At 69.8% G+C, this 25,324-nt stretch carries 25 protein-coding genes; 10 read left to right on the forward strand and 15 right to left on the reverse strand.

What is annotated here, in order from left to right; translation table 11 throughout:
* Positions 1-74 precede the first annotated feature (74 nt).
* A complete protein-coding gene (locus tag AAHG09_RS06205; RefSeq protein ID WP_342106051.1) occupies positions 75-1,520 on the forward strand; it encodes an acetamidase/formamidase family protein in 1,446 nt (481 codons plus the stop codon).
* A 9-nt stretch (positions 1,521-1,529) separates the two neighbouring features.
* Here the strand turns inward: AAHG09_RS06205 and ppx are convergent, their stop codons facing one another.
* From ppx to AAHG09_RS06220, 3 genes are all read right to left on the reverse strand, one after another.
* Positions 1,530-3,071 carry an exopolyphosphatase gene (gene ppx, locus AAHG09_RS06210; protein WP_342106052.1) on the reverse strand — a complete coding sequence of 514 codons (1,542 nt, stop codon included), beginning with the start codon at positions 3,069-3,071 and terminating at the stop codon, positions 1,530-1,532.
* 284 nt (positions 3,072-3,355) lie between these two features.
* Positions 3,356-5,581 carry an RNA degradosome polyphosphate kinase gene (locus AAHG09_RS06215; RefSeq protein ID WP_342106227.1) on the reverse strand — a complete coding sequence of 742 codons (2,226 nt, stop codon included), beginning with the start codon at positions 5,579-5,581 and terminating at the stop codon, positions 3,356-3,358.
* A gap of 383 nt (positions 5,582-5,964) precedes the next feature.
* Positions 5,965-6,678, reverse strand: coding sequence for a P-loop NTPase family protein (locus tag AAHG09_RS06220; protein ID WP_342106053.1), 714 nt, complete (start codon positions 6,676-6,678; stop codon positions 5,965-5,967).
* Between the two features lie 130 nt (positions 6,679-6,808).
* On the opposite strand from AAHG09_RS06220, the gene purM reads away from it, so the two are divergent.
* Both purM and purN read left to right on the forward strand, forming a co-directional pair.
* Positions 6,809-7,888: a phosphoribosylformylglycinamidine cyclo-ligase gene (gene purM, locus AAHG09_RS06225; protein ID WP_342106054.1), complete on the forward strand. Its 1,080-nt coding sequence runs from the start codon at positions 6,809-6,811 to the stop codon at positions 7,886-7,888.
* Positions 7,888-8,538, forward strand: a complete 651-nt coding sequence (gene purN, locus AAHG09_RS06230) for a phosphoribosylglycinamide formyltransferase (RefSeq protein WP_342106055.1) — start codon at positions 7,888-7,890, stop codon at positions 8,536-8,538. Before purM ends, purN begins: the two co-directional genes overlap by 1 nt.
* 58 nt (positions 8,539-8,596) lie before the next feature.
* Here the strand turns inward: purN and AAHG09_RS06235 are convergent, their stop codons facing one another.
* Positions 8,597-8,962, reverse strand: coding sequence for a hypothetical protein (locus AAHG09_RS06235; RefSeq protein WP_342106056.1), 366 nt, complete (start codon positions 8,960-8,962; stop codon positions 8,597-8,599).
* Between the two features lie 165 nt (positions 8,963-9,127).
* Positions 9,128-9,550 carry a nucleoside-diphosphate kinase gene (gene ndk / locus AAHG09_RS06240; protein ID WP_160533087.1) on the reverse strand — a complete coding sequence of 141 codons (423 nt, stop codon included), beginning with the start codon at positions 9,548-9,550 and terminating at the stop codon, positions 9,128-9,130.
* Positions 9,551-9,818: 268 nt separating this feature from the next.
* On the opposite strand from ndk, the gene AAHG09_RS06245 reads away from it, so the two are divergent.
* On the forward strand, positions 9,819-10,298 hold the full coding sequence (locus AAHG09_RS06245; RefSeq protein WP_342106057.1) for a DUF2147 domain-containing protein: 480 nt from the start codon (positions 9,819-9,821) through the stop codon (positions 10,296-10,298).
* A gap of 20 nt (positions 10,299-10,318) precedes the next feature.
* Here the strand turns inward: AAHG09_RS06245 and AAHG09_RS06250 are convergent, their stop codons facing one another.
* Positions 10,319-10,954, reverse strand: a complete 636-nt coding sequence (locus AAHG09_RS06250; RefSeq protein WP_342106058.1) for a glutathione S-transferase family protein — start codon at positions 10,952-10,954, stop codon at positions 10,319-10,321.
* 237 nt (positions 10,955-11,191) lie between these two features.
* Between AAHG09_RS06250 and AAHG09_RS06255 the strand changes: the two genes are divergently transcribed.
* The 4 genes from AAHG09_RS06255 (at position 11,192) to AAHG09_RS06270 (ending at position 15,017) form a co-directional block, all read left to right on the forward strand.
* Positions 11,192-11,509 carry a hypothetical protein gene (locus tag AAHG09_RS06255; RefSeq protein ID WP_342106059.1) on the forward strand — a complete coding sequence of 106 codons (318 nt, stop codon included), beginning with the start codon at positions 11,192-11,194 and terminating at the stop codon, positions 11,507-11,509.
* A gap of 191 nt (positions 11,510-11,700) precedes the next feature.
* The gene (locus tag AAHG09_RS06260) at positions 11,701-13,737 is read left to right on the forward strand and encodes an FUSC family protein (protein ID WP_342106229.1); all 2,037 of its coding nucleotides are present in this window, start codon (positions 11,701-11,703) and stop codon (positions 13,735-13,737) included.
* A 33-nt stretch (positions 13,738-13,770) separates the two neighbouring features.
* A complete protein-coding gene (locus AAHG09_RS06265; protein WP_342106060.1) occupies positions 13,771-13,965 on the forward strand; it encodes a DUF1656 domain-containing protein in 195 nt (64 codons plus the stop codon).
* Positions 13,965-15,017: an HlyD family secretion protein gene (locus AAHG09_RS06270; RefSeq protein WP_342106061.1), complete on the forward strand. Its 1,053-nt coding sequence runs from the start codon at positions 13,965-13,967 to the stop codon at positions 15,015-15,017. Before AAHG09_RS06265 ends, AAHG09_RS06270 begins: the two co-directional genes overlap by 1 nt.
* A 1,047-nt stretch (positions 15,018-16,064) precedes the next feature.
* Here AAHG09_RS06270 and gatB read toward each other — a convergent pair.
* From gatB to AAHG09_RS06295, 5 genes are all read right to left on the reverse strand, one after another.
* The gene (gene gatB, locus AAHG09_RS06275; protein ID WP_342106062.1) at positions 16,065-17,537 is read right to left on the reverse strand and encodes an Asp-tRNA(Asn)/Glu-tRNA(Gln) amidotransferase subunit GatB; all 1,473 of its coding nucleotides are present in this window, start codon (positions 17,535-17,537) and stop codon (positions 16,065-16,067) included.
* Between the two features lie 212 nt (positions 17,538-17,749).
* On the reverse strand, positions 17,750-18,049 hold the full coding sequence (locus AAHG09_RS06280) for a hypothetical protein (RefSeq protein ID WP_091713905.1): 300 nt from the start codon (positions 18,047-18,049) through the stop codon (positions 17,750-17,752).
* Positions 18,046-19,524: an Asp-tRNA(Asn)/Glu-tRNA(Gln) amidotransferase subunit GatA gene (gatA, locus tag AAHG09_RS06285; RefSeq protein ID WP_342106063.1), complete on the reverse strand. Its 1,479-nt coding sequence runs from the start codon at positions 19,522-19,524 to the stop codon at positions 18,046-18,048. The genes AAHG09_RS06280 and gatA overlap by 4 nt, the downstream gene beginning before the upstream one ends.
* A gap of 72 nt (positions 19,525-19,596) precedes the next feature.
* Positions 19,597-19,884, reverse strand: coding sequence for an Asp-tRNA(Asn)/Glu-tRNA(Gln) amidotransferase subunit GatC (gene gatC / locus AAHG09_RS06290; RefSeq protein WP_043355468.1), 288 nt, complete (start codon positions 19,882-19,884; stop codon positions 19,597-19,599).
* Between the two features lie 103 nt (positions 19,885-19,987).
* Entirely contained in the window at positions 19,988-20,128 is a 141-nt protein-coding gene (locus AAHG09_RS06295; protein ID WP_342106064.1) for a hypothetical protein, read from the reverse strand.
* A gap of 172 nt (positions 20,129-20,300) precedes the next feature.
* Between AAHG09_RS06295 and AAHG09_RS06300 the strand changes: the two genes are divergently transcribed.
* Entirely contained in the window at positions 20,301-20,870 is a 570-nt protein-coding gene (locus AAHG09_RS06300) for an SMI1/KNR4 family protein (RefSeq protein WP_342106065.1), read from the forward strand.
* Positions 20,867-21,379 carry a Holliday junction resolvase RuvX gene (gene ruvX, locus AAHG09_RS06305; RefSeq protein WP_342106066.1) on the forward strand — a complete coding sequence of 171 codons (513 nt, stop codon included), beginning with the start codon at positions 20,867-20,869 and terminating at the stop codon, positions 21,377-21,379. Before AAHG09_RS06300 ends, ruvX begins: the two co-directional genes overlap by 4 nt.
* On the opposite strand, the gene dprA is transcribed toward ruvX, so the two are convergent.
* From dprA to hisF, 4 genes are read right to left on the reverse strand one after another with little or no spacing between them, the layout of a single operon-like run.
* Positions 21,369-22,580, reverse strand: a complete 1,212-nt coding sequence (dprA, locus tag AAHG09_RS06310; RefSeq protein WP_342106067.1) for a DNA-processing protein DprA — start codon at positions 22,578-22,580, stop codon at positions 21,369-21,371. The two genes, ruvX and dprA, sit on opposite strands and share 11 nt — an antisense overlap.
* Positions 22,581-22,617: 37 nt before the next feature.
* Positions 22,618-23,220 carry a glycerol-3-phosphate 1-O-acyltransferase PlsY gene (gene plsY / locus AAHG09_RS06315; protein WP_342106068.1) on the reverse strand — a complete coding sequence of 201 codons (603 nt, stop codon included), beginning with the start codon at positions 23,218-23,220 and terminating at the stop codon, positions 22,618-22,620.
* Positions 23,220-24,524: a dihydroorotase gene (locus AAHG09_RS06320; protein ID WP_342106069.1), complete on the reverse strand. Its 1,305-nt coding sequence runs from the start codon at positions 24,522-24,524 to the stop codon at positions 23,220-23,222. Before AAHG09_RS06320 ends, plsY begins: the two co-directional genes overlap by 1 nt.
* A complete protein-coding gene (gene hisF, locus AAHG09_RS06325; RefSeq protein ID WP_342106230.1) occupies positions 24,521-25,324 on the reverse strand; it encodes an imidazole glycerol phosphate synthase subunit HisF in 804 nt (267 codons plus the stop codon). Before hisF ends, AAHG09_RS06320 begins: the two co-directional genes overlap by 4 nt.

Genomic DNA, 25,324 nt, shown 5'->3' on the forward strand with positions numbered 1-25,324 from the left:
ATCGACGGCCGCCAGCGTGGCCGTCGAATTGCTTGACCGCTTCCGGGGAAACGCAACCACCGGAAGCCGACACCATGTGCCAGGGCGACGACCCGAACTGCCACGCCTTCGAGGAGCACCGGCGCCGGTTCAAGCGCGACCTTGAGCCGGAGCGGCGCGCCTTCTTGAAGAGCGGGTTCGTGGCGACGGGCGCTGCGGCGGCGGCCTTCGCGGCCGGCGGTCCCTCGCTGGTCAGCCCGGCTTTGGCTGAGGCCTCCGGCGCCAAATTCGCCGCGACCGGGCATTACCATCTGCCGGCCAATGCCGAGACGGTGCATTGGGGCTTCTTCAGCCGCAGCCTGAAACCGCAGGTCGAGATCGGCTCCGGTGATTTCGTCACCATCGAGACGCTCACCCACCAAGCGAGCGACGATGCCGAGCGGATGATCGAGGGCGATCCGGGGGCCGAAAGCGTCTACCTCTGGACCAAGGACAAGATGGGCGTCTCGCCCCGCGGCGCCGGGCCGATGGACGCCAAGATCGGCCCCGGCGGCGGCCTCGGCGTCCATATCTGCACCGGCCCGGTGGCGATCCGCGGCGCCGAGCCCGGCGACGTGCTGGAGGTCCGCATCCTCGACGTGGCGCCGCGCCCCAGCGCCAATCCCAAGTACAAGGGGCTCGCCTTCGGCAGCAACGCGGCGGCGTGGTGGGGCTTCCACTACAAGGATCTGATCACCGGCGATAAGCCCCGCGAGGTGGTGACCATCTACGAGGTCGACGCCACCGGGGCGCGCGACTGGGCGCGGGCAATCTACAGCTTCCGCTGGCCGGGCGTGACCGACCCGTTCGGAGTCGCGCATCCGACCATCGACTATCCCGGCTTGCCGGTGGACCATTCAAAAACCCAGAAGACCTTCGACGTCTTGAAGGGAATCCGGGTGCCGATCCGCCCGCATTTCGGCACGCTGGGCGTGGCGCCGGCCGAGGCCGACCGGGTCAACACGATCCCGCCGAGCTATACCGGCGGCAACATCGACAACTGGCGGATCGGCAAGGGCGCGACGCTCTACTTCCCGGTCGCGGTGCCGGGGGCGCTGTTCTCGGTGGGCGATCCCCATGCCAGCCAGGGCGATTCCGAAATGTGCGGGACCGCGATCGAGTGCTCGCTCACCGGCACCTTCCAGTTCATCCTGCACAAGAAGGCCGACCTGCCGGGCTCGCCGCTCGAAGCCCTCGACTTCCCGATGATCGAGACCAAGGACGATTGGGTCCTGTCCGGCTTCAGCTACCCGAACTACCTGCGCGACCTCGGTCCGGACGCCCAGGCGGCGATCTTCGCGAAATCGTCGATCGACCTCGCCATGCGCGACGCCTTCCGCAAGATGCGCCAGTTCCTGATGCACGCGAAGGGGCTCACCGAGGACGAGGCGATCTCGCTGATGTCGGTGGCGGTCGATTTCGGGATCACGCAGGTCGTGGACGGCAACTGGGGCGTCCATGCCGTGATCAAAAAGGCGATCTTCCCGGATCGGCTCGCTTGAAGCCGGGGCTCAGCCGATCTCGACCCGCCCCTCAAGGCCGACGACGCGGCCGAGGCCGCGGACGCGGTTCAGCAGGCGGTCGCCGTTCAGCGCCTCCCACTCCCGCGGCAGCCGCAGGGTGACCTTCCCGTCCTCGACGGTGAGCGGCGCGCGGCCGAGCGCCCCGTCCATGCCGGCCGAGATCGGGAAGGCGATCCGCAGCAAACCCCCGAGGAGCCGCGCCCGGTCGAAGAGGCGCGGGCCCGCGACGCCACGTAGGATCGGGTTGGCCTTCTCGGGTGCGAGGCCGGTGTGCCGCAGCGATACCGCGAGGGCGAGATAGGCCCGGCCCGGGTGATCGACGCCCACGAAGGCGGCGTTCTGGATCACCGCGATGCTCTGCTCGTCGCGGTAATCGGGATGGGCACGCCAGCCGACATCCGAGAGCAGGCAGCCCGCATGGCGCAGGCGTCGCTCGTCGGCGGTCTCGTGGCCGTCGAGGGTCGCCACGAACTGGTCGGTCCAGGCGATCAACTCCTCGCCGTGCCGCGGGGCGCGGGAGCGCAGGGTGTTGAATTCCGCCGCCGAGGCGAGCAGCGGGTCGATCAGCCTTGCATCCCGGTCGAGCTGCTCGAACAGCAGGCCCTCCCGGACGCCGGAGGCCGAGATCGCGACCTCCCGCGGGCGGCCGACCCGGATGATCTCCTCCAGCACCACCGCGCCGTAGGCGAGGAGCGGACGCCGCGCTTCCGAGATCGCCTCGACGTCCTGCAGCAACGCGACATCGGTCTGCTCGACGAGCTGCAGGAAGGTCAATTCGTCGGTCGGCTCCACGGTGTAGCCGTGCATCACGTGGACCGGGTAGCCGCGGGCGGCCATGTGCAGGCGCGCCAGTGCCCGCCACGTGCCGCCGACCGCGTAGAAGGTCCGCCCGCGCAGGGTTTCGAGCTGCGGCACGGCCTTGCGCATGTGCTCGCGCACGATCTTGGCGGCCTTCTTCACCGAGCCGCCGGACAGATCCTGGAGGGCGAGGCCGCCGAGCGGCATGGTCACGCCCTGGCCGACGACGGTACCGCGGACGTCGACGAGTTCCAGCGAACCGCCGCCCATATCGCCCACCACGCCGTCCGGCGCGTGGAAACCCGAGATGACGCCCATCGCGGAGAGTTCCGCCTCGCGCCGGCCCGAGAGGAGCTGGATCTCCTGGCCGCAGGCCGCCTCCGCGGCGCGCAGGAAGTCGGGCCCGTTCTCGGCGTCGCGGGCCGCCGCGGTCGCCAGCACGAAGACCCGGCCCACCCGCATCGTCTCGCACAGCACCCGGAACCGGGCGAGCGCGGTGAGCGCCCGGGCCACCGCCTCGTCGTTCAGCCGACCGGTGGTCAGAACGTTGCGGCCCAGGCCGCATAGGACCTTCTCGTTGTAGAGCGGCGTCGGGGCCCGGGTCAGGCCGTCATAGGCGACGAGGCGCACCGAGTTCGAGCCGATATCGATGAGGGCGACCGGGGATTGCGCGGCGTGCACGGGCTGCTCCGCATTGTGCGCGAGGAGGAGATTGGCGCGAGAACTGCCCAAGCGTCCGGGTCCTTGAGTGAGCGTGGCGGGCTCGACGGAGGCGCCGCCGGTGCGATCCGGGGACGAGACCGGTCGCGCGACGACCGATATCGGCTCCAGATCCAGAATGTCGTTGCCGGGTTGCCGGGCAAGAAGCCGTGACGGCTGCACGGAAACCACATGGCGTTGCGTCGGCGAACGGGTGCTGCCTTTGCGCAGTTCTTTGAGCGTGCGCAAGTTTCTCACGCAGAACCGGAGCGCGTCCGTCCGAAACCTGTCGAGTCTCCGGCGCATGGGGCCAAACTCTAGCCCCGCTGCGCCCGGCGGCTCAGAGCGCGCGGACTCGATTTCTTCGAGGCCTTGCCGCGCCCCGAGAGGCTCGGGTTCGTCATGAAATATTTGTGCGCGTTGAACGGTTCCTCGCCGTCGGCCGGCTGGATCCGCTCGCAGCCGCCGGAGGCGAGCAGCCGCCAGCTCTGGCGGTTGTCGAGGAGGTTCGCCAGCATGATCTGGTCGAGCACCTGCTGGTGCACGGTCGGGTTGGTGATCGGCAGCAGCGCCTCGACGCGCCGGTCGAGGTTCCGGCTCATCAGGTCGGCCGACGAGATGTAGACCGTGGCCTTGGGATGGGGCAGCCCGACGCCGTTACCGAAGGCGTAGATGCGCCCGTGCTCCAGGAAGCGCCCGACGATCGACTTCACCCGGATCGTTTCCGACAGGCCCGGGATGCCGGGCCGCAGGCAGCAGATGCCGCGCACCACGCAGTCGATCTGCACCCCGGCCTCCGAGGCGTCGTAGAGCGCGTCGATGATCTGGGCATCCACCAGCGAGTTGCACTTGATCCAGATCGCCGCCGGGCGGCCGGCCTTCGCGTGGGCGACCTCGGCCTCGATGTGCTCAAGGAGCTTGTTCTTCGCCGTCAGCGGCGAGACCGCCATGCGCTCCAGCTCGGCGGGCTCCGCGTAGCCGGTGATGAAGTTGAAGATCCGCGACACGTCCCGGGCGATCGCCGGGTCGGCGGTGAAGAACGACAGGTCCGTGTAAACGCGCGCGGTGATCGGGTGATAGTTGCCGGTTCCGACATGGCAGTAGGTGACGAGCTTGTCGCCCTCGCGCCGGACCACCAGCGACAGCTTGGCGTGGGTCTTCAGCTCGACGAAGCCGAACACCACCTGCGCGCCCGCCTTCTCCAGGTTGCGCGCCCAGCGAATATTCGCCTCCTCGTCGAAGCGGGCCTTCAACTCCACCAGGGCGGTGACCGACTTGCCGAGTTCGGCCGCCTCCGCCAGGGCCGCCACGATCGGCGAGTTCGACGAGGTGCGGTAGAGCGTCTGCTTGATCGCCACCACGTTCGGGTCGCGGGCCGCCTGGGCCAGGAACTGCACCACCGAGTCGAAGGACTCGTAGGGGTGGTGGACGATGAAGTCCTTCTGGCGAATCGCCGCGAACACGTCGCCGCCGCTCTCGCGGATGCGCTCCGGGAAGCGGGGATTGTAGGGCTTGAACTTCAGGTCCGGCCGGTCGATCCCGACCACCTGGGACAGCTCGTTGAGGGCCAGCATGCCCTCGACCAGGAACACCGCGTCCGGGGCGATCTCCAGCTCGTCCACCACGAAGCCGCGCAGATCCTCGGCCATCCCGGCCTCGACTTCGAGGCGGATGACGACGCCGCGGCGGCGCTGCTTGAGGGCGGTCTCGAAGTGGAGGACGAGATCCTCCGCCTCCTCCTCGATCTCGAGGTCGGAGTCGCGCACCACCCGGAACGCGCCGCTGCTCTTCACGAGGTAGCCCGGGAACAGCCGGCCGGTGAACATCCCGATCACCTGCTCGATCGGGATCAGGCGCGCCGTGGTCTCGCTGTCGCTCACCGGCAGGCGCACGAAGCGGTCGATGACGCCGGGCAGGCGGATCAGGGCTCGCAGGGTCCGCCCGTCCTTCGGGCGCACCAGCGTCAGGGCGATCGTGGTGCCGAGATTCGGGATGAACGGGAACGGGTGGGCCGGATCGATGGCGAGCGGGGTCAGAACCGGGAAGATGTGGGTGAGGAAATAATCCTCCAGCCACGTCGCCTGCTCGGCGGTGAGCGCGGCGGGCTCGACGATGTCGATATCGGAGTCGTGCAGCTCCTCGCGCAGCTCGCGCCAGCGCGCCTGCTGATCGGCGGCGAGGCGCGACACCTCCGTGCCGATCCGCACCAGCTGCTCGGAGGGCGACAGCCCGTCCTGGGACGGGACCGTGAGGCCCGCCCGCACCTGATCGATCAGGCCCGCGACACGGACCATGAAGAACTCGTCGAGATTGTTCGCCGAGATCGACAGGAAGCGCAGGCGCTCCAGCAGCGGATGGTTGGGGTTCGACGCCTCTTCCAGCACCCGACGGTTGAACTGCAGCCAGGACAGCTCGCGGTTCACGAACCGCTCCGGCGTGTGCCGCAGGCCGCGCCCGGCTTCGAGCACCGTTTCCCGCGCCGCGTCGGCCTGCCGCTCCTCGGGCTCGGCGACCGCCGGCCACTCGTCGGTCGTATCGGGCATGGCGGCGGCCGTGGCCGTCGGCGGGCTGGCCGCCTGAGCGTCGGACCGAGCCGTCGGATCAGCGGCCGGTTTGGCGGCGGGCGCGGTCCGGGGCCGTGTCACGGCCGGCTTGGGCTGCCCGGTCGGTGCGGTGGCCTTGCCCGACGTCGCGGTGGCACCCGGCGCGGCGGCGGCCGGAGGCCGCCGGACGGCCGGCGCACGCCGGGTGGTCGGAGTGGCCGCGGAATGCCGACGGGGCTCGGCGGCCTCATCGGCGGCTTCGCGTTCCACGGGCTTCTGCGTCGAATCCATTCCGAGTCCCTGCTCCTGTCGCTGCGTCGCGCGTTCTACAATGTACGCCCCGGGGCATCACGACAGTTCCGTGACACCCTACGATTCCGCGTTCAGCCGCCCGGCTCCTCGGCCTCGTCGTCGAGGCCCATGCGGCGCAGGACGGCCAGTGCCAGCGGCCGGCTGATCCGCCTCTGCCGGCCCAGCGCGTCCCGATCGAGCTCGGCGACCACGTCCCGGGCTCGGCCGAGCGAACGATCGATTCGCAGGGCCAGCGAATCGATGACGCCCAGATCGACCACCAATTGGCGATCCACGAACAGTTTCACCAGCACGGCCCGCAACAGGGCGTCGTCCGGCTCCGCGATGGCGATCCCGGGGGCGAGGCGGAGGCGCGAGCGCAGGTCGGGCGTCGTGAGGCCCAGGGCGTCGATGCCCGTGCCGCTCGTCAGCAGCAGCGGGCATCCGAGTTCGCGCGCCCGGTTCAGGAGATGGAACAGGGCCGCCTCGTCCCGGCTCCCGGCGCGGTCGATATCCTCGATCACGAGCGCCCCGTTCGAGACGAGGTGCTGGACCGCGTCGGCGTCGATCTCGGCGGCCGGGACCGTCCAGGCATGGGCGCGCTCGGCCCAGATCGCCGCGAGGTGGCTCTTGCCGCTGCCGGGCGGGCCGGTGAGCACCAGCACGCTGTCGGGCCAGTCCGGCCACGCCTCGATCAGCGCGTAGGCGGCCTCGTTGGCCGGTCCCACGAGGAAGTCCTCGCGCCCGTAACGGGGATCGAGCGGCAGGTCGAAGGCGAGCTGCCGGGGGGGCGCGTTCTCGGGCATGGTTCCTCAGGATCACCCCGCATCGGCGCAGGTCAAGGCCCGATCCGCTGTCGGCGCGATCCGGCACCGACTCGCGCAACGCGCGGTTAGCCGCTAGAGCGGGCCGAGCAATCAGCGAGGTGGCGCGGGCATGACGGCCAGGGACGGCAAGGAGCCGACGACGGGGCTGACCTACGCGGCGGCAGGTGTCGATATCGACGCCGGCAACGCGATGGTCGAGACGATCAAGCCGCTGGTGCGCTCGACCCGGCGCCCCGGGGCGGACGCCGAGATCGGCGGCTTCGGCGGCCTGTTCGACCTGAAGGCTGCGGGATTCAGCGATCCGATCCTGGTGGCGGCCAATGATGGCGTCGGCACCAAGGTCAAGATCGCGATCGAGACCGGGCGGCACGCCACGATCGGCATCGACCTCGTGGCGATGTGCGTGAACGACATCATCGTCCAGGGCGCCGAGCCGCTGTTCTTTCTCGACTACTACGCCACCGGCAAGCTGGTGCCGGGCGTCGGTGCCGACATCGTGCGCGGCATCGCCGAGGGGTGCCGTCAGGCCGGCTGCGCGCTGATCGGCGGCGAGACCGCCGAGATGCCGGGCCTCTACGACGGGTCGGATTACGACCTCGCCGGGTTCTCGGTCGGCGCCGCCGAGCGGGGCAGCCTGCTGCCGCGTCCGGGCATCACGCCGGGCGACGTGGTGTTGGGCCTGCCCTCCTCCGGCGTGCATTCGAACGGCTTCTCGCTGGTCCGCCGGATCGTCGCCAAGACCGGCCTCGGCTGGGACGCGCCGGCCCCGTTCGCGCCGGCGATGAGCCTCGGCGAGGCGCTGCTGACGCCGACCCGGATCTACGTGAAGCCCCTGCTCGCCGCGCTCGCCGCCACGGACGGCATCCGGGCGCTGGCCCACATCACTGGGGGCGGCTTCCCCGACAACCTGCCCCGGGTGCTGCCGGACGATGTCGGCATCGCGATCGACCTCGACGCCGTGACGCCGCCGCCGGTGTTCGGCTGGCTCGCCCGGGAGGGCGGCGTCGCGGAGCCCGAGATGCTGCGCACCTTCAATTGCGGGATCGGCATGGTGGTGATCGCCGCCGCCGACGCGGTGGACGACGTCGACGAGGCCCTGACCCGGGCCGGCGAGAGCCCGGTGCGCCTCGGCCGCATTACGAAGCGGGGCCCCGAGCCGGTGACCTTCAGCGGGCGCCTCGCCCTCTGATGGCGGCCACGGGGAAGAGGCGGGTCGCGATCCTGATCTCGGGCCGCGGCTCGAACATGGTGGCGATCCTCGAAGCGGCGCGGGACCCGGCCTATCCGGCCGAGATCGTACTGGTCCTGTCGAACCGGCCGGACGCGGCGGGCCTCGCCCGGGCCGCGGAGGCCGGCATCCCGACGCGAGTCGTCGACCATACGGCTTTTCCGAATCGCGCGACCTTCGATGCGGCCCTCGAGGCCGAACTCCGGGCCGCGCGCGTCGAGCTGGTGTGCCTCGCGGGCTTCATGCGGATCCTGACGCCGGGCTTCGTGGCCGGCTGGGCGGGGCGGATGATCAACATCCATCCCTCCCTGCTGCCGCTGTTCAAGGGTACGCACACGCACCGGCAGGCGCTCGATGCGGGCGTGCGCCTGCACGGCTGCACCGTCCATTTCGTCGTGCCGGAACTCGATGCCGGCCCGATCATCGCGCAGGCGGCGATCCCGGTCCGCCAGGATGACGATCCGGACAGCCTCGCGGACCGCGTGATCGTGCAGGAGCGGCGCCTCTATCCGCCGGTGCTCGCCCTGGTGGCGAGCGGGCGCGCCCGCCTGGAGGGCGAGCGCGTGGTCATCAGCGAGCAGGCGCCGGAGGGCGTGCTGTTCAGCGTGTGAGGGGGATGCCGAAGGGACGTGTCCCTTCGGCGGGGTCCGGGGCGGCGCCCCGGTGTTTTCAGACCGGCCGCTGCAGCTTGCAGCTGTCGAGCGCTGACAGAGCCTTGGCGCGGGCCGAATCGTTGAAGTAGCCGGTCGCCCGGTAGGCCTCGATCTCGGACGCGTCGAGGCTGCGCAGGGTCTGCCGGGCGTAGCAGCCGCAGGGGCGCTCGAGGGACGCTTCGGTGGCGCTGGTCATGCGGGCCTGGACGACCGTGCAGGCGTGGCGCACGCGGCCTTCGAGATTCGCCTTGGTGGCGGTCTTGAGCGCCGGGTCCGGCTCGTATTGCTGGAACGGGGCCGAGGATCCGCCCGCGAGGGCGGCGGTCGCGCCGAGGGCGAAGAGACCGGTCGCGATCAGCAGGGGCAGGCGGCGCATCGTCATGGTGGTTCGGGTCCGGGCTGAGTTGGCTAAGCTCGGCCGTTGGACTCCTTCGGGCTCCGCCCCGTCAATGGCGGGCCGGACACACAGGGCGGCATTCACTGCGCGCCCGAGTGGGCGCGGGAACGATGGCGGGCCGGTGTGCCCGGCCCGCCACCGCAGCGTGCATCAGCCGACGATGTCGGAGTCCTGGAAGAACTGCGCGATCTCGATCTTGGCGTTCTCGGCGCTGTCCGAGCCGTGGACGGTGTTCTCGCCGACCGACTCCGCGAACTTCTTGCGGATCGTGCCCTCGGCGGCCTGGGCCGGGTTCGTGGCGCCCATCACCTCACGGTACTTCGCCACGGCGTTCTCGCCCTCCAGAACCTGCACCACCACCGGGCCGGAGGTCATGAAGCTGACGAGCTCGCCGAAGAACGGGCGCTCCTTGTGCACCTCGTAGAACTTTTCCGCCTGCGCCTGGCTCATGCGGATGCGGCGCTGGCCGACGATGCGCAGGCCGGCCTCCTCGATCACCGCGTTGACGGCGCCCGTGAGGTTCCGGCGCGTGGCGTCGGGCTTGAGGATCGAGAAGGTGCGCTCGGTGGCCATTATGCGTCCGGTCCGTCTGTGGAAAAGGCGTGCGGCGCGCCGAGATGCCGGGCGCGCCTCGGGAGCGAGAATTTCGCTTCGGCGCCGGGCTTATAGCGGTGGCTCCACGGGGCCTCAAGCCGCCCGGGGCGATCCCTTCCGGCAAGCGTGGCCGTGGCGCTGCCGCAACACTGCCGAAAAATCGCCTGATTGCGACGGCTCAATCCCGCTCCATCGAACTTCGTCCATCCCCCGGGCATCCGCCACGCCCCCATTCCGGAGACGAACCATGCGCCTCGCCCTCAGCGCCACCCTGCTCCTCGCCGGCCTCTCCGCTGCCGCCGCCGATACCGCCAAGGATCCGTCCGGCAAGGATCCCTCTGGTACTTGGCTCACCGGCGACGGCCGCGCCAAGATCCGGATCGACCGCTGCGGCCCGGGCCAGAAACTGGTCTGCGGCAAGGTCGTGTGGCTCAAGGTGCCGACCACCGAGTCCGGCACGCCCCGCACGGATCTCAAGAACCCCGATCCGAAGAAGCGCGCCCGCCCGGTCATGGGCCTTCAGCTGATCGACGGTCTGAAGCCCGATGAGGACAAGTACACGGGCGAGATCTACAACATCGAGGAAGGCAAGATTTATACGGTCAGCCTCGAGCGGGAGAGCGAGGCCGAACTCAGCGTCTCCGGCTGCATGCTCCGGGTCCTGTGCGGATCCCAGACCTGGACACGCGTGCCCGACGTGAACCAGCAGGCCGCCATCAAGAACTGAGGGCAGGGTCTCGCGGCTCGTCAGATCGCCGCGAGACCGCGCTGGACCGCCGGCCGCGCCAGCATCGCGTCCAGCCAGCGCTTCACGTTCGGCAGGGTTTCGATCTCGACACCCTGCTTGAAGTGGAGCTTGGCCCAGGTGAAAGTCGCGATATCGGCGATCGAGTAGTCGTCGGCGAGGAAGGGGCGGCCTTCGAGGTGGCGCTCCAGCACGCCGTAGAGGCGCTTCGCCTCGGCGGTGAACCGTTCGATCGCGTAGGGCACTTTCTCGGGGGCGTAGATCTTGAAATGGTGGGTCTGGCCGAGCATCGGTCCGAAGCCGGCCACCTGCCAGAACAGCCACTGATCCACGAGGACGCGGGCCCGCTCGTCCACCGGATAGAACTGGCCGGTCTTGCGTCCCAGATACTGAAGGATGGCGCCCGACTCGAAAACCGAGATCGGGCTTCCGCCGGGCCCGTCGGGGTCGACGATCGCCGGGATCTTGTTGTTGGGTGAGATCGCCAGGAAATCCGGAGCGAATTGCTCGTTCTTGGCGATGTCGACCGGGACGATTCTATAGGGGAGCCCGCACTCCTCCAGCATGATCGGGATCTTCCAGCCGTTCGGCGTGCTCCAGGTATGCACGTCGATCGGCCGCCCGGACACCGCTGCCATGCTCTGCCTGCTCCACGACCGAACCGTCAGCGGCGCGGTGCCCCTCCGCCGGGTCGGACAATCCCGGCAGTGAAGACGATTTCCCCGCTGCGCTCAAGGGCAAGAGCGGCCCCGCGCTCACGAATGCGGGATGTGCCGCATTCCTGTTGGCGACCTTCGGCGTGGCCTTGCCGGTCCGGCCGGCGTGCAACGAGAGTGCCGCCGGGGCGCCGTCAGGGTGCCGGGGGGACTGAGACGATGATCAGACGATTCGTGACAATTGCCGGGCTGGCCCTGCCACTGCTCGCCGCGCAGCCGGTATCCGCCAAGGACCCCTCCGCCAAGGAACCCTCCTCCAAGGAGGCGCCCACCAAGCCTCCGGCCGCCGCCGAGGCCCCGGCGGCTCCCGCCGCGAAGGAGCCGTCGCCCGGCCAGAGTGCCGCGCGGACGCGCCAGAAGACCTGCGGTGCCGAATGGCGCGCACTTACCGACGCGCAGAAGGCCGCTCAGGGTCCCAAGTGGCCCCAGTACTGGAGCAAGTGCAACAAGCGCCTGAAGGGCGGCGACAAGGCCTGAGACGCGCGAACCGCGACGCTTTTCGTTCGTTCCTACCGCCGAAGCCATGGATCTCCGGGGGTTAAGCGACATGACGGTTGGATGGCTGCCCCGGCACGGGCCGACAGCTTCGTCCGCCGATCGGTGGACGGGACCGGCGCGCCTGGGCGCGTCGATCCCGCGTGGCGGGGCCGGTCCCGGCCGGTCCCGACGTGGCTGAGGGCTCCGCTGCCGGCGCGGAGACGGGAACGGCTCCGCTCGTCGATCGCCTGATCGCGTTCCTCGATGCCTGGGTGCCGAAGCCCGCGGCCTGGGCCTTCGCGCTGCGCATCTGGATCGCCATGATGCTGGCGCTGGCGGCGGCCTTCTGGCTTCAGCTCGACAGCGCCTCCTCGGCCGCCACCTGCGTGGCGATTCTCGCCCAGCCGAAACGCGGGCAGGCCATCTCCAAGGCCGTCTATCGCCTGCTCGGCACGCTGATCGGCGCCGTGGTGTCGATCGTGGTCGTCGCCCTGTTCGGGCAGGACCGGGTGATGCTGTTCCTCAGCTTCACGGTCTGGCTCGGCCTGTGCGTGTTCGTGGCGCAGTACCTCCAGGATACCCGGGCCTATGGGGCGATGCTGTCGGGCTACACGGTGGCGATCATCGCCCTGGGACAGATCGACGATCCGCAGGGCGCCTTCGACGCCGCGGTCTCGCGGGTCGCCGTGATCGTCCTCGGCATCGTGGCGATCACCTTCATCAACGACGCCCTCGCCTCCCCCAGCACCTGGCGGGCGCTGCTGCCGCAGCTTCGCAAGGCCTGGGACGAGACCCGCGCCTATGCTCGAACGTCCCTGGCCGAAGGCGATCTCGGCGCCCAGCGCACCGCGGCGCTGATCCGGACGATCGCCCCGATGCGCGCCGATGCCAGCGCCATCGCGGGGGAACTCGACGATGGCCGCTTCCGCGCCGCGGGGGCGCGCAGCTGCATCGCCGCCCTCTACGTGATGGCGGCCTCGATCCGGACCGTGGCGGCCGCCGCCGCGCATCTGAAGAACCCGAGCCCCGCGGTCGCCGAGGCGATGGCGATCTGCCGCCGGGTCGCCGACGCGCCCGATCCCGAAAGCCTCGATCGCGACGATGCGCGCCTGCGCGACCTCGTCGACGAGGCCGTCCGCGACGGGCGACGCCCCGTCGACGAGGTGGTGATGCTCCAGCGCGCCTTGGATTTCGTCTGTGCGGCGACCTTCGCCCAGGACGGGATCCAGGCGGTGGCGGATGGCCACGCGCCCCTGCGCGACGCCAGCCTGCCGACCCATCGGGATTTCCCCGTGGCGTTGCGCGGCGCCCTCCGGGTCGCGCTGGGCTTCGCCGCGACCGCCGCAATCTTCGTGGCACTGGGCCTGCCCCAGGCTTCGTTCGCCCTCGTGCAGGTCGCCGCGACCGCGGCCCTGTCGTCGACGACGCCGGATCCGAAAAAATTCGCCACCGGTGTCGTCATCGGGATGACCCTCGCGGCGACCTTCGCGGGGATCGCGCGCTTCGTCTTCCTCGACGGCGTCCAGGGCTTTCCGATGCTCGCCCTGGTGATGGCACCGGTGATCTTCCTGGGCTGCTTCCTGTCGCTGAACCCGAAGACCTTCGGCATCGGCTTCATCCTGATCGTGTTCTTCCCGGTCCTGCTCGGCCCCTCGAACCCGCAGAGCTACGATGCGCAGACCTTCTTGCTGAACGCCTTCCTGGTCGTGGTCGCGGCGATCATCCTGTCGATCGTCGTGCGCCTCCTCATCCCGGTGACGCCGGCGCAGCAGCGCGTCTTCGCCCTCGATTCCGCCCGGCGCGCCCTCGCCGATGCCCTGGTCGGCGAGGGCGGCGATGCCACCACGCGGACCAGCCTGAATGCGGACCGGCTGTTCCAGTTCGCCAATTACAGCTCGGGGAGCGGCGCGGTGCGGCGGGCGAGCCTCTCGCACGCCTTCGCGCTGGCCCGGCTGGAGGCGGCCGCGGCCCGGGGCCATGCCGAACTGCGCCGGCTGCGGGCCGTCACGGCCCTGCGCGACGCGATCCTGCGGGCGCGGGCCGGACTGGCCGCCGGCGACGACCGCGCGCTCGAAACCTCGGCCGGTGATCTGATTCGCGCGGCCTCTCGACAGGATCGGAGCGTGCGGCTCACGACGGCGCGGGCCGCCAGCGATCTCCTCACCGCGGCGCGGACCATCGCCCGGCACCGCACGTTCCTGCGGCGCCTCGGCGTCGGCGCCTCGTGAAACCGCAAACGGACGGGGACTCAGGACACGGCGATGTATGAGGACATTCACATCGGTGGGGTGCTGATCTCCTCGTTCGTCGCCTATGCCCTGGCGGCCTTCGTCATCCTCCTGATGCTGCGCTGGGTCTTCGCCCGCATCCGCTTCAGCCGCTATGTTGCCAATGCCCCGCTCGCCGAGGCCGGTCTCTACGTCTGCGTCCTCGCCCTCCTCATCGCGTTGATCTGATGCCCGAAACGACCGCCGACGAGGACGATCCCAAGGCCGCCCGCACGGAGGCGACGGATCATCGCGATCTCCGGCCAATCGTCCCGCGCCGGGGCCGCGCCGCCAAGGTCTTCCGGCTGGCCGCCACCGGCGTGATCCTGCTCGTCGCCGGGCTGGCGGCTGCCTACGTCTGGGAGTTCTACGTGGCCGCCCCCTGGACGCGCGACGGGACGGTGCGCGTCCAGGTCGCCAACATCGCCCCGCAGGTCGCCGGGCAGATCGTCGAGGTTCGCGTCCACGACAACCAGAACGTCCGCAAGGGCGACGTGCTGTACGTGATCGACCCGGTCGATTTCGAGGTCAACGTCACCTCGGCCGATGCCGAAGTGAAGAACCGGGAGGCCGACCTGCAGGTGAAGAACGCTCAATCGGCCCGGCGGCAGGCGCTCACCACGGTCTCGACCTCCGTCGAGGAGAAGCAGCAATATGCCGGCCAGGCCAAGATCGCCGCGGCCGCCCTGGAGAGTGCGCAGGCGCAGCTGCGCCAAGCCAAGATCAACCTCGACCGCACGCAGGTGAAATCCACCGTCAACGGCCGCGTCACCAACCTGCTGATGCGGGTCGGCGACTACGCCCGGACGGGCACCTCGAACATCAGCGTGGTGGATACCGATTCGTACTGGATCGACGGCTATTTCGAGGAGACGAAGATGCCCAACATCCATGTCGGCGACCGGGCCGACGTGAAGCTGATGGGCTTCGATCCGCGCCTCACCGGCACGGTGGCCAGCATCACCCTCGGCATCGCGACGGCGAATGCCGCCGCCAGCACGCAGGGCCTGCCGGACGTCAACCCAGTCTATACCTGGGTGCGGCTGGCGCAGCGGGTGCCCGTCCGGATCCAGATCGATCACGTGCCGCCGGAGATCCCGCTGATCGCCGGCATGACCGCGACCGTGGTGGTCAATGGCGGCCGCGCGCCGGCCCCGACCTGGTTCATGGACCTGCGCGACCGCGTCTCCGCCCTGACGCACGCGACCACAGCGCCCACCGTCGAGGCGGACCGGCGCTGATGATGGGCCGGCTAAGCCCTTCTGCCGGACCGTGGCGTTGTCCCCCCAGAGCCTTGGGGGCCGCCGCTTCTGCGTGAGAACAACCTGGAAGCCGACAATTCGTTAGGGCACCAGTGAAAATTCCGCGATGCCGCAAGATCGATCCAAGTGCCTGAACGGTTTCGCCTTGCATTGCATCACGGAGCCGGCGGCCAGGAAAAAGCATTTCACCGGCAAAATTGCGGTTGACCGAGGCGAATGGCGGGCGCAGTCTCTGTGTGTGCTTCGCAAATGCAGGCACGGATCGGCCGGAAACTTGAGGAGATCAGGTTTCGCAACGGATGCGATTGTCTGAAGCTGGAGGAGACAGGGATGACTCCACCGCAGCGTAACGCCGCCTAGACGGTTCCGGGACCGGTTCGGCCCGAAGCCCAGCGGCAGCAGACGAACAGCCGGACGGACGCGGCTCCAGGGGCGCAGAAGCGGCCAACATGGCACGCCTTCGAATGCGCGAAAGGCCCCGACTCGAGCCGTTCCGCCGCGGTTTCTTCTCAGAGGATTCGACGGCTTTCACCTGCCCGGCAGTGCCGTGGCGGGATTTCGTCGTGGCGCAGGCAATGAAAGAGGCTCGGTGGACTCGCTGATTCACGAGCGCCGACCTTCCAATCCGCGCCCTCTACCTGAGGGGTGCCCGCGTCAGCGGCCCTCAAAGGAGCCCTCCAAGGATCCCAGTAGGCTTAGAAGGCTAGCCCTATCAAGGTTGGTCGAGCGTGCATCGCGGGCCCCGCGCTTCCTTTCCTGGACAGGTGGAGCGTCAGCGGAACCTGATCCGGGATCCAGCATAAAAAGTGCCGCGCAGCGGCGCAGGTCGATCCCGAACGCCGCTGCGCAACGTCATGCGCTGGGTCCCGGGTCGCATTCCGCTGACGCTGCATGCGCCCGGGAAAAGGATGATGCATCCGATCAGACCGCCAAACACCTTAGAAGGGCGGCCTTAGGAGGCCTCCGCTGCGCTCCGGCACCTCAGGGATGAGGGCACGGGTTGGTAGGCCGTCCGCGATAAGCCGGTCACTCGATCCCGAGCTTGGCCTTCAGCAGCGCGTTCACCGCCGCCGGATTCGCCTTGCCGCCGGTGGCCTTCATGGTCTGGCCGACGAACCAGCCGAGCAGGGTCGGCTTCTCCTTGGCCTGGGCGACCTTGTCGGGATTGGCGGCGATGATCTCGTCCACCGCCTTCTCGATGGCGCCGGTATCGGTCACCTGCTTCATGCCGCGGCTCTCGACCAGGGCGCGCGGATCGCCGCCCTCGGTCCAGACGATCTCGAACAGATCCTTGGCGATCTTGCCCGAGATCACGCCTTCGCCGATCAGGTCGATGATCGCCCCGAGCTGCGCCGCCGAGACGGGGCTCGCCTCGATCGACAGGCCTTCCTTGTTCAGGCGGCCGAACAGCTCGTTGATCACCCAGTTGGCCGCGGCCTTGCCGTCCCGCCCCTTGGCGACCGCCTCGTAATAGTCGGCGGAGGCCCGCTCGGCGATCAGCACGCCGGCATCGTAGGGCGACAGGCCGTAATCCGCCACGAACCGCGCCTTCTTGGCGTCCGGCAGCTCCGGCAACCCCTCGGCGAGGGCGTCGACATAGGCCTGATCGAATTCGAGCGGCAGCAGATCCGGATCGGGGAAGTAGCGGTAATCGTGCGCCTCCTCCTTGGAGCGCATTGAGCGCGTCTCGCCCTTGGTCGGGTCGAACAGGCGTGTCTCCTGATCGATTTTGCCGCCATCCTCGAGGATCGCGATCTGGCGGCGCGCCTCGGTCTCGATCGCCTGCCCGATGAACCGGATCGAGTTGACGTTCTTGATCTCGCAGCGGGTGCCGAGCGGCTCGCCGGGGCGGCGCACCGAGACGTTCACATCGGCGCGGAGCGACCCCTTCTCCATGTCGCCGTCGCAGGTGCCGAGATAGCGCAGGATCGTGCGCAGCTTGGTGACGTAGGCCTTCGCCTCCTCCGACGAGCGCAGGTCCGGCCGGGAGACGATCTCCATCAGCGCCACGCCCGAGCGGTTGAGATCGACGAAGCTGCGGGTCGGGTCCTGGTCGTGCAGGGACTTGCCGGCATCCTGCTCCAGGTGCAGCCGCTCGATGCCGACGGTGATCGAGGAGCCGTCGGCCATGTCGACCAGCACCTCGCCCTCGCCGACGATCGGATCCTTGTACTGCGAGATCTGGTAGCCCTGCGGCAGATCCGGGTAGAAGTAGTTCTTCCGGTCGAACACCGAGCGCAGGTTGATCTGCGCCTTGAGGCCGAGGCCGGTGCGCACCGCCTGGGCGATGCATTCGGCGTTGATCACCGGCAGCATGCCGGGCATCGCGGCATCGACCAGCGAGACGTGGTCGTTCGGCTCGGCGCCGAACTCGGTGGAGGCGCCGGAGAACAGCTTCGCCTGGCTCGACACCTGGGCGTGGATCTCCATGCCGACGATCACCTCCCAATCGTGGAGGCCGCCCTTGATCAGCTTCTTGGGGTCGACGGGTGCGTTCATGGTCGTCCGGGCCGGGAGAGTGGCTTGGCGGAATCCTCCCACCCGCGACCTCATCCTGAGGTGCTGCACAGCAGCCTCGAGGGAGGGCTCCAGGGATCGCGCGGCTGGCTGGAAGCCTCTTCCAGGGCCTCCGCTGCGCTCCGGCACCTCAGGATGAGGTCGCGACGGGGGTCAATATCGTGCGGTCACTTACGGGCCGCAGCGCAAAAAGATCAAGCGCGGCGTCGGATCGCCTTCTGCGCGCCGTAGCCCACGATCGCCCACAGCAGAGCCGCGACGGCCCGGACCGGGAAGAAGGTCGGCCCGTCATGGGTGACTGGGGCCGGCCAGGGGATGCCGGCTGCGCTCACCGCGTAGGAGAACAGCACCGAGAAACCCAGCGCCGCGATCGCCGCGATGAACACCTTGCCGAACTGGCTCGCCGTCCAGCCCAGATAGAGTGCGACCACGATCAGCGCCGGGTCGAACCCGGCCCAGATCCAGACCGTCCAGGGGTAATACGGGACGGTCATGCCCACCACGGCTCAGGCAATTGGGTCCGCCCGGCCGAATCCTCGATCACCTGGGCGACGGCGAACAGAGTCTCCTCGTCGAACGGTCGGCCGATCAGCTGGAGACCCAGCGGCAGCCCCTGCCCGTCGAGGCCCGCCGGCACCGCGATGCCCGGCAGCCCCGCCATGTTCACCGTCACGGTGAACACGTCGTTGAGATACATCTCCACCGGGTCGGCCGAAGCCTTCTCGCCGATGCCGAAGGCGGCCGACGGCGTCGCCGGGGTGAGGATCGCGTCGACCCCGTCGGCGTAGGCCTGCTCGAAGTCGCGCTTGATCAGCGTGCGGATCTTCTGCGCGCGGACGTAGTAGGCGTCGTAGTAGCCGGCCGAGAGCACGTAGGTGCCGATCATGATCCGGCGCTTGACCTCGCGGCCGAAGCCGGCGGCGCGGGTGTTCTCGTACATCCCGGCGATGTCCTTGCCGGGCACCCGCAGGCCGTAGCGCACGCCGTCGTAGCGGGCGAGATTCGAGGACGCCTCGGCCGGCGCCACGATGTAGTAGGCCGGCAGCGCGTAAGCCGTGTGCGGCAGCGAGATCTCCTTGATGGTCGCGCCGGCGGCTTTCAGCCACGCCGCGCCCTCGTCCCAGAGCTTCTGGATCTCGGCCGGCATGCCGTCGACCCGGTACTCCTTCGGGATGCCGATGGTCAGGCCCTTCACGCCGCGGGTGACCGCCGCCTCGAAGTCGGGCACCGCGAGATCGGCACAGGTCGTGTCGCGGGCATCCGCCCCGGCCATCGAGCCGAGCAGGATCGCGCAATCGCGCACCGTCCGTGCAATCGGACCGGCCTGATCGAGCGACGAGGCGAACGCCACCGTGCCCCAGCGCGAGCAGCGCCCGTAGGTCGGCTTGATCCCGACCGTGCCGGTGAAGGCGGCGGGCTGGCGAATGGAGCCGCCGGTATCGGTAGCGGTGGCGCCGAGGCACAGCCGCGCCGCGACTGCGGCGGCCGAACCGCCCGAGGAGCCGCCCGGCACGATCTGCGCGTCCGAGCCCTTGCGTCGCCAGGGCGAGACGACGTTGCCGAAGGCGCTGGTCTCGTTGGACGAGCCCATGGCGAACTCGTCGAGGTTCAGCTTGCCGAGCATCACGGCGCCGTCGCGCCAGAGATTGGCCGAGACCGCCGATTCGTAGTGCGGCTCGAAGCTCTCGAGAATCTTGGAGCCCGCCGTCGTGGTCACGCCGTCGGTGCAGAATAGGTCCTTGATGCCGAGCGGGATGCCCTCCAGCGGCCGGGCCTCGCCGGTGGCGAGCTTCTGGTCCGAAGCGTCCGCCATCGCCAGGGCGTGGTCGGGCGTCTCCAAGAGATAGGCGTTCAGCGCGCGGGCCTTGCCCATGGCGTCGAGATGCGCCTGCGTCAGCTCGCGGGCCGAGAGTCGCTTCGCCTTGAGGGCGTCGCGCGCCTCGGCCAGGGTGAGTTCGTTCGGATTCACGCTGTTCACGTCCCCGCGCGCCGCGGCGCGCCCGCCAGAAATCCCGTCCGCAAGCCTCAGGCCGAAACAGGCCTACTCGACCACCTTCGGGACCAGGAAGTAGTTGTCTTCGGTCTCGGGCGCATTCGCCACGACGTCCGCGGCGCGGCCGCCCTCGGTGACCACGTCCTCGCGCTTCTTCATCGCCATCGGCGTCACGGAGGTCATGGGCTCGACGCCGGTGACGTCGACGGTCCCGAGTTGCTCCACGAAGGCCAGGATCGCGTTCAGCTCGCCCTGCAGCGGCCCGACCTCGTCGTCGGTGACCGCGATCCGCGCCAGATGCGCGATGCGCCGAACCGTCTTCTCGTCGACCGACATGCCGTCCCGTTCGCCCCTGTCCCGGGGCAGCCCCCGGGGATCGGCCGGGCTATAGCACCGGGTTCCGACGCGCCGCAACGCGGAGCGCCGTCCGGCCCCTCTGTCAGGTCACGACGTGATGGGGCATCACAGACATCTCGATGGTGATCCCGGGCCGCCGCACCGGCTGGACTGCCGCCTGCGCGAAACCCAGCACCAGGATCTCGAAGGCGAGGAGCAGCATCAGGCGGTGTCGACGCGGCATCGTCCGTGCCGATGGGGCGGGATTGGTCCGGGTGGGCTGGCCGATGGTCGACAAGGCGGGTACCCGAGCGGTGGATTAACGAAGCATTTACCTACCTAAACGGGAACGGCTCCGCGTCCATCCGAGGCGATCTACGGAGCGCGGCAAGCCTGTGGATGAGAGAGCGGGATCGATGTGGGCGCAGATCTTCACCAGCCTGTCCCCGGGCTTCGTGCCGGATGAGACGGTGCTCGACCGCGCGGCGGCGGAACTCGGCTTCGCCCTGCCGGACTCATACCGCAGCTTCTGCCTAGCCTGCGGCGTCGGTCTGGCGGGGGAGCAGGTCCGGATTGCGGTCCCCAGCCCCTACGAGGCCAGCGATCTGATCACCCAGGCCGGGATCATCGCCCACAGCGTCGGCGCCACCATCGGGATGCTGGAGGATGGGGCCGAACCGCATCGGTTCGACGTCGAGGGCGGCGATCCCGCCGTCGTCGAGCGGGCCTGCTTTTTCGGCCGTAGCGAGGATGGCGGCCTGCTGTTCTGGGACGTGACGGGCGGCGGCCCGGAATACGATATCTGGTTGCTCGCGCCGGATCTGGAGACGATCCGGTTCGGCGGCGAAAGCCTCACTGACTTCTTCACGCGGATCACCGGCCCCGCCGCAGCTCTGGTGCTCGGGCCGGGCTTCGAGCCTCTGCCGGCACGGTTCGAGGGTGTCGCGGAGGCTATCCTGGCGCGCAGCACGCAGGCGGAACCATGAATCACGACGCGATCCGCGCCTTCGCGGCCGCCTCCCGCGGCGGGGCGCGGCTGATCGGCATCGATCTCGGCACCAAGACGATCGGCCTCGCTCTCTCGGATCTGGGCCGTCAGATCGCGACGCCGCTGGAGACGATCCGCCGGGTGAAGTTCACGCCGGACGCGCAGCGCCTCGCCGCCCTGTGCCGCCAGCACGCGGTGGGCGGCCTCGTGGTCGGGCTGCCGCTCAACATGGACGGCAGCGAGGGGCCAAGGGTCCAATCGACCCGGGCCTTCATGCGCAACCTCGCGCCGATCCTGCCCCTGCCCCACGTGTTCTTCGACGAGCGCCTTTCGACCGCGGTGGTGACCCGCGCGCTGATCGAGGCCGACGCCTCCCGCGCCCGGCGCGGCGAACTCGTGGATAAGCTCGCCGCCGCCTACATCCTCCAGGGCTGCCTCGACGTGATGCGCCACCTCGCGGACGTCGAAGCCGACGCGGCGGCCGACGCGGATCCGTTCAGCGGCTGAGCAGGGAGACCGTGCCGCTGCCGTGGCGCTCGATCCGGCCATCGAGCTCCAACTCCAGCAGCACGGTCTGGATCACGCGGATGCCGAGGCCGGCACTGCGGGCCAGCTCGTCGGTGCCGACCGGGCTCGGTCCGAGCAGGGCGACGATACGGGCGCGGTCGTCGGCCGGCTCCGGCAAATCATCCGGGCTTTCCGAGACGGCAGGCTCGGGCTGGCGGAACAGGTCCGGGGGCTCGAGGGCGTCCGGGTTTGCCGCGTCGAGGTTGATCTCGTCCCAGAAGTCCGGCTGATCGCGCAAGTCCGGCCGGCCCCGCGCAGGAGCGGCCTCCGCGTCCGGACCGCGCTCGATGATGGGCCCCAGCACGTCGAGGATATGCGACACCTCGGAGACCAGCGCCGCGCCCTGGCGGATCAGGTCGTTGGTGCCTTCGGCGCGCGGATCGAGCGGCGAGCCGGGGACCGCGAAGACCTCGCGATTCTGCTCCAGGGCGTAGCGCGACGTGATCAGCGAGCCGGAACGGCGCGCGGCCTCGATCACCACGGTGCCGTACGACAGGCCGGAGATGATGCGGTTGCGCCGCGGAAAATCGCGCCCCCGCGGTACCCAACCCATCGGCATCTCGGCCAGCACCGCCCCACCCTCCCCCAGGATCGCGTCGACAAGGGCGGCGTGATTGGCCGGGTAGATCTTGTCCTGCCCGCCGGCCATCACCGCGACGGTGCCGGTCGGAAGGCTGGCCTTGTGGGCCCGGGCGTCGATGCCCCGTGCCAAGCCCGACACCACCGTCAGGCCGGCTTCGCCGAGGCCGCGGGCCAGCCGCTCCGTGAAGGCGAGCCCAGCCGTGGACGCGTTGCGCGAGCCGACGAGGGCCACCGCCGGACGGTTCAGGATCGCGGCGCCGCGGAGTGCCAGGAGTGGCGGTGCCGCATCGGTCTGTTGGAGAAGCCGCGGATAGTCCGCCTCCCCGGAGGCGATCAGCCTGCCGCCGAGGCGGTCCAGGGCCGCGATCTCGTCCTCGGCCTGCGTACGGGTCGGCGGCTCCAGCCGCTTGCCCTGGCGCCGTGCGAGATCGGGCATGGCGTCGAGGGCAGCCGCCGCCCCGCCGAAGCGGTTGATCAGCGTGCGGAAACTGCGCGGTCCGACGCCTTCGGTGCGGATCAGGCGCAGCCAATCGAGACGTTGGGCATCGGTGAGCTGCATACGATCCCCCCAAGGACCGCGCATCCCGTGCCTGCGCTCAGCCCTTCTGGCCGATGCGCCCCTCGGTGCCGGAGGCGAGTCGGCGGATGTTGGGCGCGTGCTTCCACCATAGCAGCACGCCCATCAGCAGGAACAGCACAGCTTGCGCCGGGACGCCGAGGACCCAGAGCGCCAGGGGCGTCGCCGCCGATGCCACCAGGGCCGCGAGCGACGAATACTTGAGCGCGAAGGCAAGGCCGAGCCAGATCAACGCGAAGATGCCGAGCGCCGGCGGGGAGAAGGCGAGCAGCACGCCGATGAAGGTGGCGACACCCTTGCCGCCCCTGAAGCCGAGCCAGACGGGAAAGCAATGGCCCAGGAAGGCGCCGAGCCCGGCAGCGAGCGCGGGCCCCTCCCCCAGGTTCCGGGCGATCAGGACCGCCGCCGTTCCCTTCAGGGCGTCGCCCAGCAGGGTCGCGGCGGCGAGCCCCTTCCGGCCGGTGCGCAACACGTTGGTGGCGCCGATATTGCCGGAGCCGATCGCCCGCACGTCGCCGAGCCCGGCGAAGCGCGTCAGGATCAGGCCGAACGGAATCGAGCCCAGGGCGTAGCCGAGGACGAGGCCGCCGAGGGTGGCCCAGCTTGCGAGATCGGCGGGCATCAGGCCGCCGCCGCCACGTCGTCCATCGCGTGGACGATCTCACCGCCGACCAGGGTCAGCACCGCGGCGCCCTGCAGGCGCGCCTCGTCGAACGGCGAGTTCTTGGACCGCGACTTCAGCCGCCGCTTGTCGAGGACGTAGGGCAGATCGGGATCAATCAGCACGAGATCCGCCGGCGCGCCGACCGCGAGGCGGCCGGCCTCGCGCCCGAGGATCCGGGCGGGGTTCACCGTCAGCGCGGCGATAAGCTTCGCCAGATCGATGTCGCCGGTATGGACGAGTCGCAGGGCTGCGCCGAGCAGGGTCTCGATCCCCAGCGCGCCGTTTGCCGCCTCCGCGAAGGGCAGGCGCTTGGTTTCCACGTCCTGCGGATTGTGATCGGACACGACCACGTCGATCACGCCCTCGCCGAGGGCCTGCACCACCGCGTGCCGATCGGCCTCGTCGCGGAGCGGCGGTGAGAGCCGGCAGAAGGTGCGGTAATGGCCGATGTCGTTCTCGTTCAGCACGAGGTTGTTGACCGACACGCCGCAGGTCACCGGCAACCCGTCCTGCTTGGCCCGGCGGACGATCTCGATCGAATCGGCGCAGGAGATCATGGCGGCGTGGTAGCGGGCGCCGGTCAGCCGCACGAGGCGGAGGTCGCGCTCCAGCATCACGGTCTCGGCCTCGCGGGGGATGCCCATGAGACCGAGCCGGGTGGCGAGTTCGCCCTCGTTCATCACGCCCTCGGCGACGAGGTCGGCATCCTCGACATGCTGCATCACCAGGGCGTCGAAGTCCCGGGCGTACGTCAGGGCGCGGCGCATCACCTGGGCGTTGGCAACCGCGTGCAGCCCGTCGGTGAACGCAACCGCGCCGGCCTCCTTGAGCAGGCCGAACTCGGTCATCTCCTTGCCGGCCAAGCCCTTGGTGATGGCGGCGGCGGGCAGGATGGTGACGCTCGCCGTGTCGCGGGCGCGGCGGAGCACGAAATCCACGATGGCCGGCCCGTCGATCACCGGGTTGGTATCCGGCATGCAGACCAGGGTCGTCACACCGCCCGCGGCCGCGGCGGCGCTCGCCGAGGCCAGGGTCTCCCGATGCTCGGCCCCGGGCTCGCCCACGAAGGCGCGCATGTCGATGAGGCCGGGGGTCAGGACGCGACCGAGGCAGTCGATCCGCTTCGCACCGCCCGGCGTGCCCGGAGCGGCGCCGCTGGCGATATCGGCGATCCGCCCATCCCGGACGAGGACGGCGCCGGCGGTCTCGCGGCCGGTCGCCGGGTCGAGGAGGTTGGCGTTCGCCAGAAGGTAGCTGCTCACAGGGGCGCCCTCGCGGAAGAAGCGGGACCGTCGAGGCGCATGGCGAGGCCGGCCGCCGCCATATGGGCCTTGGCCTCGGCCACGCTCGCCTGTCCGAAGTGGAAGATGGAGGCTGCCAGCACGGCGCTCGCCCCGCCCTCGGCCACGCCGGCCACGAGGTCATCGAGCCCGCCGACGCCGCCGGAGGCGATCACCGGCACGGAGACCCTATCGCTGATCGCCCGCGTCAGGGCGAGGTCGTAGCCGGAGCGGGTCCCGTCCTTATCCATGGAGGTGACCAGCAACTCGCCGGCGCCCTTCCTGACCACGAGGCGCGCGAATTCGACGGCGTCGATGCCCGTCGGATCGCGGCCGCCATGCGTGAATATCTCCCAGGCGGCGGGGTCGCCGGGGGGCGAGACGCGCTTGGCGTCGATCGCCACCACGATGCACTGGGCACCGAACTTTTCCGCGGCGCGGGCGACCAGATCCGGGTCCTTCACGGCCGCGGTGTTGATCGCGACCTTGTCGGCCCCGGCGAGCAGAAGGGCACGCACGTCCTCGACGGTGCGGACCCCGCCGCCGACGGTCAGCGGCATGAAGCAGGCCTCGGCGGTCCGGCTGACGATGTCGAGCAGCGTCCCCCGGGCCTCCCGGCTCGCGGTGATGTCGAGGAAGCAGAGTTCGTCGGCGCCGGCCGCATCGTAGACCTTGGCGGCCTCGACGGGGTCGCCGGCATCGCGCAGGCCCTCGAAGCGCACGCCCTTCACGACGCGCCCGTCCTTCACGTCGAGGCAGGGGATGATGCGGGTCTTGAGCAA

The sequence above is a fragment of the Methylobacterium guangdongense genome, assembly GCF_038442355.1.
Taxonomy (GTDB): domain Bacteria; phylum Pseudomonadota; class Alphaproteobacteria; order Rhizobiales; family Beijerinckiaceae; genus Methylobacterium; species Methylobacterium guangdongense.